General features: G+C 30.0%; 8 protein-coding genes. 5 read left to right on the forward strand and 3 right to left on the reverse strand.

Features of this window, described 5'->3' with window-relative positions:
- Positions 1-10 precede the first annotated feature (10 nt).
- The 3 genes from ACMC9J_RS05460 to ACMC9J_RS05470 form a co-directional block, all read right to left on the reverse strand.
- Positions 11-2,509, reverse strand: coding sequence for a right-handed parallel beta-helix repeat-containing protein (locus ACMC9J_RS05460; protein ID WP_094516624.1), 2,499 nt, complete (start codon positions 2,507-2,509; stop codon positions 11-13).
- A 120-nt stretch (positions 2,510-2,629) separates the two neighbouring features.
- The gene (locus ACMC9J_RS05465; protein ID WP_427003015.1) at positions 2,630-4,918 is read right to left on the reverse strand and encodes a right-handed parallel beta-helix repeat-containing protein; all 2,289 of its coding nucleotides are present in this window, start codon (positions 4,916-4,918) and stop codon (positions 2,630-2,632) included.
- A 163-nt stretch (positions 4,919-5,081) separates the two neighbouring features.
- The gene (locus tag ACMC9J_RS05470) at positions 5,082-7,412 is read right to left on the reverse strand and encodes an MSCRAMM family protein (protein WP_427003016.1); all 2,331 of its coding nucleotides are present in this window, start codon (positions 7,410-7,412) and stop codon (positions 5,082-5,084) included.
- Positions 7,413-7,807: 395 nt separating this feature from the next.
- On the opposite strand from ACMC9J_RS05470, the gene ACMC9J_RS05475 reads away from it, so the two are divergent.
- The 5 genes from ACMC9J_RS05475 (at position 7,808) to ACMC9J_RS05495 (ending at position 12,793) form a co-directional block, all read left to right on the forward strand.
- The gene (locus ACMC9J_RS05475) at positions 7,808-9,748 is read left to right on the forward strand and encodes a right-handed parallel beta-helix repeat-containing protein (protein WP_019264623.1); all 1,941 of its coding nucleotides are present in this window, start codon (positions 7,808-7,810) and stop codon (positions 9,746-9,748) included.
- 103 nt (positions 9,749-9,851) lie between these two features.
- Positions 9,852-10,511 (forward strand): peptide ABC transporter permease, encoded by a 660-nt coding sequence (locus ACMC9J_RS05480; protein ID WP_427003017.1) that lies wholly within the window; start codon positions 9,852-9,854, stop codon positions 10,509-10,511.
- Positions 10,512-10,522: 11 nt separating this feature from the next.
- A complete protein-coding gene (locus ACMC9J_RS05485) occupies positions 10,523-11,164 on the forward strand; it encodes a MotA/TolQ/ExbB proton channel family protein (RefSeq protein WP_019264621.1) in 642 nt (213 codons plus the stop codon).
- A gap of 5 nt (positions 11,165-11,169) precedes the next feature.
- Positions 11,170-11,469 (forward strand): DUF2149 domain-containing protein, encoded by a 300-nt coding sequence (locus tag ACMC9J_RS05490; protein ID WP_019264620.1) that lies wholly within the window; start codon positions 11,170-11,172, stop codon positions 11,467-11,469.
- Positions 11,470-12,004: 535 nt separating this feature from the next.
- Positions 12,005-12,793 carry a formate/nitrite transporter family protein gene (locus tag ACMC9J_RS05495; protein ID WP_301178397.1) on the forward strand — a complete coding sequence of 263 codons (789 nt, stop codon included), beginning with the start codon at positions 12,005-12,007 and terminating at the stop codon, positions 12,791-12,793.
- The last annotated feature ends 29 nt before the right edge of the window (positions 12,794-12,822 follow it).

The following is a 12,822-nucleotide window of genomic DNA, read 5'->3' on the forward strand; positions in this document are numbered from 1 at the left end:
TAAAATACCTCTAAGCTTTAACAGTAACTTTGTTTGAAGTTGCATATCCGTTATACATGGAGGTAATAATATATTCTCCGGCCATTAAACGGATATTTAATTTAGCATCACCATTAACATCAGTTACTTTGTTGTAGAATACACCATTGATGTTAAATGTTACATTTTGGTTAGCTAATTCTTTTCCTTGACCGTCAACAACTTTTGCAACAAATTCTTTAGATTCACTAAATGTTTTGTTTAAGTCATGTGCAGTTAAGGTAGGTAATACAGTAATATTGTTTGAAACAAAGCAGTCTTTGTACATTGCTGTTATTATGTATGTTCCAGGGTTTAGGTTGATGTTTTGGGTAGCTATTCCTTCATCATTGGTTGTTTTTGTGTAGAATACTCCGTTGATGTTAAAGGTTACATTTTGCTTAGCTAATGGGTTTCCTTGTTCGTCAAGAGCCCTTACGCTATATTGTGTATCATTCTTGAAATATTTGACAATATTCTTATTCTGATCCATGTTTGGTTTTACAAGAATTGTGTTGGATATAGATTCGCCGGTTGCTGTGTTGGTACTTGTAATAATGTATTTTCCAGGGTTTAAGTTAATAGTTTGGGTAGCTATTCCTTTATCATTAGTGGTTTTTGTGTAGAATACTCCGTTTATGTTCATAGTTACGTTAGTGTCTTTTAATGCTTTTCCGTTACTGTCTGTGAGTTTTGGATAGTATTGGGTTTTGTTTCTAAAGATTTTTTCAACATCTTCAGCAGTAATTGTTGGAATTACGGTTATTGTACTGTTTAAGGCAGCTCCATTGTAGTCATCATCTCCAGCATAAACTGCAGTTATGTTGTACTGTTTGTTGGAAATTAATTTAATGTTCATAAATGCAATTCCATCTTTATCAGTGCTCTTATTGTAGGTTTTACCATTGACTGTAATGCTTATAGTAGCATTTACAATTGCAGCTCCATTACTGTCTTTTAAAATGTAGCTTAATTTTCCACCATAGTAAATACTTGCATTTTGAAGAATTAAATCACTGTCTTTAGTGTCATTTGATGGAATGTCAGAATCAGGTATGGTATAATATGCACATGGTCTTGTTGAACTATTGGATTGGCTTATTGCACCATATCCTGGTCCAAGAGCAATCAATACATTTTGGCTTGGTTTAAATGTAGCATTTTTAAAGTTTACAGTAGCAGTTCCGTTTATTATTGGTACAATTTGGTAAATGTCTCCCGGTTTTATGCTGCTGTCAGTACCTTCTTTATTTAAGAAGAAAGTTACATTTCCAACACTTAAACATTTTGCTACTTCGCCGGTATCTTTTCTAATAAGGCTTATTTTGTATACTCCTTTTGATATTTTGGTCATTTCTCCAAATATCATATCTCTTTGACCCTCTTTCAATACTCCAGGTTCATAGTATGTACTTGGACAAAGCTGTTCAAATGAATATACATTGCTTCCAACATAAATGATTCCAGTGTCACCACCTTCATTTTGCTGTGCAAATACTCCTCTTGTTTTATGACCAACAAAAATATTGAAGTTAATTTCTTGTGCTTTGTAATTGTCTTCAAAACTTTTTTTAGTTTTATAAGTATCAAATACTCCGTAATTTCCATTTTCAAAAATGTAATTACCATTTATTTTCAAGCTGTCTACTGTACAATCGACGTATATTCCTGCTCCGTTATTTGCTCTTGCCTGAACGGAATTATCTCTGTTTGCCATTATTACATTGCTTATGATGTTTACATTGTTTGCAGAATTAACAACAATTCCTTTCCAATTATTTCCTACAATGTTATTGTTCATTATGTTGATATTTTTGTTATTTTCACCAACATAAATTCCGGAGTTTTTATTATTTTCAATATTATTGTCAGTTATAGTAATTTTATTACTATTTTCGATTAATATCCCATTTTTGGAATATTGGATATTGTTATTGTTAATTAAAATATTTGAAGCATCTTTTAAGTATATTCCAGGACCGTTGGATACTTGGTCTATAGTATTATTGGTTATTTGAATGTCTTTTGCACCTTCAATATAAACTGCATATGGGTCGACTTCTCCGTTTTTAGCAGCATTGTTTACAAAAGTAAATCCTGAAAGAACAGATCCTGATGCCTCTGGACTAAAGTAGAATATTCCAACACCATTTGATCCTTTAATATTACTTGGACATGTAGACATTGTTGTTCCTACATTACTAATGATATTTAATTTTTTATCTACAACAAAATGACAGTGTTCATAGTTTTTTCCAGTAATTTCTATAGTGTCACCATCTTTTGCATTATCTATTGCAGTTTGTATTGTTGGATCGTTCATTTGATTTTCTGCAGAACCATCAACAACATATTTAGTTCCTAGTACTTCATGTGTTTCTGCTTGGCTTATTACATCAGTACTGTTGTCTATATCTGCAGCACTAATGCCTTGTGCAAATGCAAATAACATGAAAACACTTATTAAAATTAATATTATTTTTTTATCCATATTATTTACCTCATATTTCACGATATGATTAATAATAAATATCATATCTATTGTTATTTAATTGTTGTCTTTTAAATATGAAGTTAATTAAAAAAATAAGAAAAGGAGGTATTAATACCTCTAAGCTTTAACAGTGACTTTATTGGAAGTTGCATAACCGTCATAAATGGAGGTTATGATATATTCTCCAGCCATTAATCTGATGGATAAACTGGCTATACCATTTGAATTAGTTGTTTTAGTGTAGAATACACCATTAATATTGAATGTTACATTTTGGTTTGCTAATGCTTTTCCCTGACCATCAAGAACAGTTGCATTGAAACTTTCAGGTCCTAAATAAACTTTGGTCAAGTCATTAGTTACTAATGTTGTTTTTACAGTAACATTGTTAGATACAAAACAGTTATCGTATTCAGAAGTTATGATGTATGTATTAGGACGTAAATTAATATTCAATGTTGCAATACCTTCTTTGTTTGTTTCTTTATGGTAAAATACTCCGTTAATGTTGAAATTAATTATTTTATTAGCTACTGGATTTCCATCACTATCTACTAATTTTGCATTAAATTGAGTTCCATTTTTAAAGTATTTTACAACATCCTGTGTTAAGATAATTGAATTTACTTTAACTTGATTAATAGTACTTGCATTTGGATTAACTTTGTCTCCAGCATATTTTGCAGTAATTGTGTAGGTTTTAGGTTGGAGTTTTAATTTCATAAATGCATTTCCGTTAGAATCTGTAGTTCTGATGTAATCTTTACCATTAATGTTAATTGCTATATTTGCATCAGCAATGCCATTGCCTTTTTTATCTTTTAATATGTATTTTAGTTCTCCGCCAAAGTATATGCTGTCTTTTTCTAAAGTTAAGGTAGTTTTTGCATTACTTTTTATTATAATATTTTTAATTTCCTGATCAACTTTGTTGAAGTAATAGCTGCCTATTATTTTATCGGTTCCATTATAAGTTAATTTTAAAGTATATTTGCCTTCATCGTAGTTTAACGGAATATCGATAATACCAAAATCATTAGTTTTAGTATTGATTGTATCTATAACTTCTTCATCAAATATAATGGATATTTTGACATTTTGATTAGGTAAAACAATTCCGTTTTCTCCAGTTAATTGCACTCTATAATAGGAACCAGATTCAACAGTTTTATTTGAAGCTCCAATAAATTTACTGTCTAAACTTGCAGGTAAAATAATATAATCTCCGGAGGTTTCATTTTCTATCCATGATTTGTCCATAAAGGTCAATACTTTAATACCTGTTTGATAAGTGTTATTTGCAATAGTTATAGTACCTACTGGAAGTAGTGCTCCATTTGCACTGCCAATTCTAACTGCCTGAATAGTGTATGGGGTGATTGGATTATCTTGGTCTAATGCGGTAAATTTATTGTTTGTAACTGTAATAGTTTCAATATTACTTGGTGATCCGTGTGCGGTATTACCCTGTTCAATGTAAAGACCAATATTATTAGCAGCTAATTTAAAAATGTTATCGGATACAATACTTGTTCCTGCTGCTTTTTTAAAGTCAATAGCTATTTTAATTATGTCTATGAATGTGTTGTTGGTAGTGTTAACATTTCCAACTCCACCTCCATAAAATACTCCGTACCAGTTATTTACAAAAGTATTGTTTCTTACATTTACATTTTGGCCTCCGGAAGCTATTGATACTCCGTCAAGACATTGTGAACCAAAGAAATTGTTTTCAACTAAAATATTTGATCCGCCCATAATGTTTATAGCTTTAGTTCCGGTTTCTTTGTTTTTTCCAATAGATGAAATGTCTGTTGTTCCATTAAATCTACAGTTGCGGACGGTTATATTTCCAAGTGTTGCAGATAAATAAACTCCGGAATTTCCATTTAGGAAAGTACAGTTTTCAACAATAATATTTGCACCGTTACGGATTTCTATTCCACGACCATTCCATTTTGCAGTTTCATTGGTCATAATAAAATTTAAATTGTATATTTGAGTGCCGTCAATTGTTCCGGTTTTACTATATATTTGGAATCCTTGAAGAGCATAAAATGTAGCATTGTTTCCTTGAACAATAATATTTTTGTCTACAACAATTCCATCTAAACTTGTAAAGTTATAAACTCCATTTTTAGTGAAATTAAGAGTATCTCCAGCACTTACATTTTCTTTAATGTATTTATTAAGTTCTGTGATATTTGTTTTTGGGTCTATATTGTGAATGGTTGTATTTTTAATATCATTATTTACTGGTTCTACAATTTCATTAGCTATTGCAGATTCATCTGCAGAAGTAGATATTATTGAAGTATCATTTTCATCTATTGCAGACACGTTAGATATTGATACTGCAACAATAAATCCAATTAATAATGATAAAATTATCTTATTAATTTTCATATCATTTCTCCATTTTAATTAATTTATATGATAACCTATTATTTTCGATGTATAAATATTTTTATTTCGAATAATTTTTGAAAAGTAGTTAATTAATTAAAATGAATGTTTTTAAAAAAAGAAAAATAGGTAGAGGTTATAAAACCTCTAGTTTAATGTAAAATTATGCTTTTAAAACAGTTACGTTGTTACCAACTTGATATCCATCCCATATAGAAGTAATGATGTATTCTCCAGCCATTAATCTAATGGTTAAAGCAGCTTCACCTGACTCATTGGTGACTTTGTTGTAAAATACACCGTTTATATTGAATGTTACATTTTGGTTAGCTAATGCTTTACCTTGACCGTCTAAAGTTTTTGCAACGAAAGTTTTGTTTTGACCATAAGTCATGTTTAAGTCGCTAGTTATTAAAGTTGGAAGTACAGTAACTTTGTTGGATATTTGGATACCGCCGTAAATGGTAGTAATAATGTAATCTTTAGGTAATAATTTAATACCTAATTTTGCAGTACCATTTTCATCAGTAGTTCTGGTGTAGAATACACCATTGATGTTGAAAGTTACATTTATTCCTTTTCCAACAGCTTTTCCGTTAGCATCTAAAATAGTAGCTTCAAAGGAAGTACCGTTTTTGTAGTATAATGTAATATCTTTAGTAATGATGTTTGAGGTTACAGTAATAACATCTTTAGATGTGATAGTATCATTTCCAACTTTACAGGTTGCAGTAACTAAATAATCTTTAGGTTGGAGGTTAATACCCATACTTACAGTACCGTTTTCATTAGTTATTTTAGTGTAATCTCTTCCGTTTATGTTTAATGTAACAGTTACATTTTCAATAGGTTTACCATTTGCATCAGTTAAGGTGTAAATAAGTTTTCCGCCTTTAATGATGGTAGTATTTTTAATAGTTAAAGCGGTTTTACCAGCTACAGTTGCTTTTATTGTAGTTTTGGATGCACCATATAAGTATCCGTTGGTACTTGTGGTGGTTCCTGCATAAGCAATATCTAAAGTCCAGTTTCCGTTACCTAATCCTTCAACAGTAAATAAACCAAATGCATCAGTGGTAGCTTCAATAGTTTTGTTCATATTTCCGTTTTTAGCAGTAATAGTAACTTTTGCATTAGGAATAGTAATACCGTTTTTAGTAGCTAATTGCATAGTGATTGAGTCACCAACAGTTATTGCAGTAGTTGGTGCTTTTACTAAAGTGTCTAAAGTTGCAGGTCCAATAATGTAAGTATTGTTTTCACCTTTCCATGAATTGTCCATGAAAGTTACTGGAGTAATTCCTTCTTCATAAGTGTTGTTAGTAACAGTTATGGTTCCGATAGGGAGTAAAGGACCTCCTTTACTTTGAACATAGACTGCATCGATGGTGTAAGGGTTAGTATCGTTATAAGCTTCAAATATGTTGTTGGTAATAGTAATAGTTTCAATGGTACTTGGAGCACCGTGTGCGGTGTTACCTTGTTCTATGTAAATAGGAGTACAAGTTCCACTGAGTGTTGTGTTTTCATCTACTTTTACAGAATAATATCCGCTAATGAAAGTGTTGTTGTTTATTTTAGTTTCACCAGCAGCTTTAACAAGACCTAAATCATAGATTTTGTTGTTTATGAAAGTGTTACCTTCAACAACAACTCCTCTTACTCCTCCTCCGTAGAATACACCATACCAGTTATTTACGAAAGTATTGTTAATAAATTGGAAGTTGTTTTGAGCACCACTTGCAATAGATACTCCGTCAAGTAAATCTTTTCCAAAGTAATTGTTTATTAAAATGTGGTTGGATCCACCCATAATATTTATTCCTTTGGTACCTTTTTCTTTTTTACCACCAATGGTTTTTATATCAGTAGTTCCCATAAATGAACATCCGATAACTGTAATATTGGAACAGGTACCAGTGTATATTCCGGAATGACCGTTTTCGAAAGAACAGTTAATAATTTTAACATTATTAATGTTGATTAATTCAATTCCACGACCGTTAATTTTATTTTTTTGATTTATATTGAAGTTAATATTTTGGAAAGTTGTTCCATCAATGGATGTTAATTTACTATCAGCAGTAAATCCGTTATCACAGTCGATAGTAGCATTGTTTCCTTCAATAATCAAAGCATGTGGAATAGTTATAGCTTTAAGCACTTCAGATTTGTTAGCACTATGCCAGTTGTAAACAGCATCTTTAGTGAAGTTAATTGTATCTCCACTTTTTGAATTATCAATTATTTTTTGTACATCTGCAGCAGTAGCTGTTGAATTTACATTCCAAACAGTATTATTTGCAGCAGGTGCAGCAGGTTCACTTATTACACCACTCATATCAATGCTAGATATTTCTAAAGCTTCAACTTGTTCAGCAGGAGCAGATACTGCATTAGTATCAACATCTTCTGCAGCTGAAACAGCGGAAAGTGAAATAGCAGCAATAAGAACGATTAATAAGGATACCAATATCTTATTGTTAATTTTCATCTTTATTTCTCTCCATAAAGTTATAAATTAGCTAATAACATCTAACGATAAAATAAGAAATGACTATCATTAAGGTATTATTAGTAATTTTAATTATGTTTTTATTTAGTATATAACAGTTTTTCTTTATTCTTTCAGCAATAGTTATTTTTATTATAAGTATTAGTTCATTTTTTTAATTATTTTATAAAAATTTTTCAGATTTTCATTTAATTTTTGAATAAAAAATATGTCATTTTTATAATATGGTGTAAAATTTAGATTACAATATTATGTAATAATTAAATTACATACTTATTTATAGTACCTGTCGATATAATCAAGTATGTAATTACAATTTTCATTCTGTAATTAGGTGAGTAGTTTAAAAAGGGGGTGAAAATATAGTTAAAAAAGTGTTTTTCATTTCAATTTTAATATTGTTCTTAGCAATAAATATTGTATCTGCTGAAGATGTTAATAATACTGCTGCTGATGTATCTAATTCATCTCAGACAGGAAATGAAGTATTGCATAATATAGAAATAGAGTATGTTCAATTAAATACTTCTGATGTGTCCGTATTTTCTAAAGGTGAATCTTATAATGCTACACTTATTTATGATGATGGAACTCCAGTTTTTAATAAAACAGTCATCTTTGATATTAATGGAGTCAAATACAATAAAGTAACTGATAATCATGGTGTTGCAAGTTTGGATATACGATTAAATCAGGGAACATATGTTATTTCTACTAGTTTTACAGATTCTTACGATAGAATTTTAACTCATTACAATTATGTTTATGTGTCTGATGTTAAAGGAACTATTATTCCAGAAGGATTGTCCAATATTGAAATTCAAAAAATCATTGATTCTGCAAATGCAGGGGAAAATATAATTTTTGCGGGTAAAAACTATGAAAATATATCATTAACAATATCTAAAAATCCGGTTAATATTTATAGTTCAGTTAAATCTACTTTAAATGGAAATTCTAAAAATCCAGTTTTCACAATTAAATCATCAAAAGCTGCAGGGACAGTTATTTATAACTTAATTGTTAAAGGTGGTTCTGAAGGAATTTTGTTAAAGGGAACTAATAATGTTACCATTCTTAATAATGATATAATTAATAGTAAGTGTGGCATTAGTGTAATTGATACAGATAAAGCAAATATTGTTGGAAATTTAATTTCTAATTCAAACAGTTTTGGTATTTATCTTAAAGATTCAACTAATACTGTTATCTACTCTAATTGTATTACTAAAGGAGGATATGGTATTTATTTTGATAAAGGTGTAGAATATACAACTGTTGAACATAATCAAATATCATACAACAAAGAATATGGAATAAATCTTCATGGATCAGGGCCTTACACAACCATAACGGATAATAATATTTCAAATAATTATAAGGGAATCAATATTGACTGTAAAGGAGATTCTGAGTTATATATTACCAACAATGCAATTCACAGTAATGATGTAGGTCTTAATGTTGGTGAAAATTATGTAAGATCTGGTGAAGACGGATTGATGGGTGTTGGATATAATTTTATTGGACTTAATAAGGAGTTTAATATTTTAGGCAGGGAAAATGATAATTATCCTGCTTTTAAAATGGGTCCTGTACTTACTGATGGAAGCAAAGAGTCATTTGTTAAAATCTGCAGTAGAATAAAAACCAAATTATTAGGTTTTAATGTTAAGCAAGTTGATAAAAGTTCTATACTTGTATCTGTAGATGAAAGAATTACTACTGCTATTCCGTGGAAAACTTCATTGAATGATGGAAAAAATTGGGGATACTCAATAATCAGTAATGGAAAAGGTCTTATACATGTCAATAATGGAAATGGTAATGTAAAATTTGGTTATTATGGCATATCTGGTCAGGAAACTTATAAACTGTCCGATTATGAGCAATATATTAAACCAACTTATCCTGTTCCTCCTGCTGATTTTAAACCTACAAATCCAGACAGTCCAGCAAATCCAAATACTGGCAGTCAAGGTAATGGAACTTCATCTAACACACAACAAGGTCAAGGTTCTGCAACTGCTTCTGGAGGATCCAATGATGGTTCTTTAAGTGTGTCTGAAGCTAATTCTGCTTCAGCAGCATCTGCTCAAAGTTCTGCATCTGCAAGTGAATCTAGTGCTAGTGACAGTGCTTCTGCTTCCACATCTGCAAGTTCATCTCAGTCTGTTGCAAAAGTTATAGATATTGATGAAGAAGTCGTAAAGATTGCAGGAATAGGTATTTTAATATTACTGATAATAGCTGTCATTGCGTTGTATTATAGAAATGATATAAAATCAATGATTGAAAAGAAAAATGGCAAATAATCATTTTTCTTCTTTTTACTTTTTTTAAAAAACTTAACGATATGTTTATATATTCAGGTAGTAAATATTATTACTCATAATAAAGAGTTAATGAGCTGTTGAAATGTTAAGTTTGTTTGAGGGATATTTATTAATATTTGTTGCATTATTTGCAGTGAATATGGGTCTTTTTTTAGGAAATTTTAAAATTAATAATTCAAAGGCAATTCTTATTTCACTTTTATCAGGAATTTTAGTGATTGGTGTTAACAGTATTTCAGGCTATTTTAAAGATAGTTTATCTTTTTTAGCAGGTAATTTCGGATATCTGTTTGTGGTAATGGCTGCTGTTTTATTTGTTTTAACATGGATTTATTTAAAAAAGGAGAATAATCTAAAAGAAGTTACTTTGATAACTGCTGTGTTATTTTACATATCTATATTATGTATCGATGCTCATATTGATGGATTTTCAATGTTTAATAGCTTATTATTAACTTTATTTTTAGTTATAATAATGTTTGTAGTTTATCAGCTTTCTAAATTATTGTTTTATGCAAAAAGAGAGTATTCCCTTATTGTTGGGGAGTTTATGATTTTAGAATCAATTTTAATTTTTATTTTAGGATTAACTTACTGGTCTGTCAAAGGATTGGACTATAATATGTTTAGTGCTTATCTGATTTTGACTCCTACTTATCAGCTGGTATATGTTATTATTTTAATGATTTTTATTTTGATTGTGGGATTGTATTATAATGATAAACAATTGAAAAAAAGATAGTGAGGTAATTTATGATAATTCAAGGAACTGAAACATTATCTTCATTTATTCATATAGTGTCTGAAAGCTTACTGACTCCGGTAATGATTTTGATTGTGGTCTTTTTAGTTGTTGTTATATTATGTATTGGCGGGCTTATTAATGAACGTATTTCAAGAAAACCAATCAGCTCTGAAGAATTGGAATGTTTAATAAGGAATGTTTCATTTTCACAGTCTCATAGCGAAATTGAAAAACATATAGAAGAAAGCAATTTATTCGATTTTCAAAAAAATGTACTTATTAAAATAGCTAATAATCATGATATCGGATGTGAAGCCAGAAAAGCATTAGCTAGTGAATTGATTTCAGCAGAAGAAACTAAATTAATTAAAAGTACTAATAAGACAGATGTTCTTGTAAGAGTAGGTCCTATTTTAGGTCTTTTAGGTACTTTAATTCCGTTAGGTCCTGGTTTGGCAGCATTAGGTTCCGGTGATATTGTTACATTAGCTGAAGCATTAACTGTTGCATTTGATACTACTGTTACTGGTCTGGTTATTGGAGCACTTGCTTATTTAGTATCTAAATTTAAAAAACAATGGTATGAATCAGATTTAATAGTTCTTGAAACTATTGCTGAAGCAGAATTGGAAACTTTAAATAAAAAGTGAGTATTATGCTTAGAAAAAGACGTAGAATTAGTGAATCTTTAGATGACGATCCGATGAGTGGTTTATCTAACTTGTCTGATGCAATGCTGGTTCTGGCACTTGGATTTTTAATTTTTGCTATTATGGCATTGTCTGCAAATCCGGAATTAATATCTCAAACACCTGCTACTCAGGATGTTTCCAGTGCTGATACTTTTGAACAGAATTACACTGATTCCGGGGGTATGGAAGATAGCGGATACAGTGAAGTGGGTAAAGTGTATGAAGATCCAACTACTGGTAAGTTAGTATTAGTATCGGGTTAAAATCACCTTTTTTTAATTTTTCTTTTTTATATTTGTTTTTTATTGTCGTAGTTTGATAAATATTTTTTATTTTTGTTTTCTTTTAATTTATTTTTTCTAAAGATTTATTTGATGTTTATCATATGATTTTAGGCTTTACAAAAATTGTTAGATATAACGAAGTTTATTTTTTTAGAATATTTTTATGAATCTTATGATATATTTTGTATAAATACTAAAAAGGATGTATTTTTCATTATTTTTAATAAATAACTTTTATAAAATTTAATGTAATGTTTATAAGTATTTTAATGTATAATTTTGTAAAAAAAGAGATTTTTCACGATGTGAAATTAGTTTATCATGATTTATCATTATATATACATTTTGTCGGTAGATATATTTAAAGATTACTTTTTAAGCTAGATAACAAATCCTTTTTATATTAATTTACATACTTATAGTCATAATACTATGAATTAGAATTTAAGGGAGATTTTCATATGTATTATAAATTTTTTCCCCTTTGGAAAAATTAAATATGAGGTTGATATTGATGAGTTCTTTTAAAAGTCCTGTAGATACAGCAAAAACTGTGTCTTCAATAGGTGGAACAAAAAGTTCCGCAAATGTTCTTAATGTAATATTGTTATCCTTCTTAGCAGGTGCATATATTGCATTTGGTGGATTGTTAGCTGAAGTTGCAAATGCAGGAATGCTTGCAGCAGGTTGTCCTCTCGGATTATCTAAATTTGTCTTTGGTGCAGTGTTCCCTGTTGGTTTGATGCTTGTTGTACTTGCAGGATCTGAATTGTTCACCGGTAATGTAATGTACATGGTTATGGGTGTTTTAGATGGTAAAGCATCTGTTGGTGGTCTTTGTAAAAACTGGGTTATCAGTTGGATTTTCAACTTTGTTGGTGCTTTATTTGTTGCTTATGTATTAGCATATATGAGCGGTATTGCTACTGATCCGGTAATTGCTGCAGGAGCTACTAAAGTTGCCGTTACAAAAGTCGGATTATCATGGGATGTAGCACTCATTAGAGGTATCGGTTGTAACTGGCTTGTTTGTTTAGCTGTATACTTGGCATTAGCATCTGATGATATCATCGGTAAAATCTTTGGTATATGGTTCCCAATTATGGCGTTCGTAACCATTGGATTCGAGCACAGTGTTGCAAACATGTTCTTTATTCCATTAGGTATGTTCTTAGGTGCTGAAGGTGTAAACTGGGCAACTATCTTTGGAAATCTTATTCCAGTAACTATTGGAAACATAATTGGTGCAGCAATATTTGTAGGTTGTATTTATTATATAACTTACCTTAAAGATGCAAGTTAGAGGTAGAACTTAAAATAAATAAGAAGCTT

The sequence above is a fragment of the Methanobrevibacter intestini genome, assembly GCF_047402955.1.
Classification (GTDB): Archaea; Methanobacteriota; Methanobacteria; order Methanobacteriales; family Methanobacteriaceae; genus Methanocatella; species Methanocatella intestini.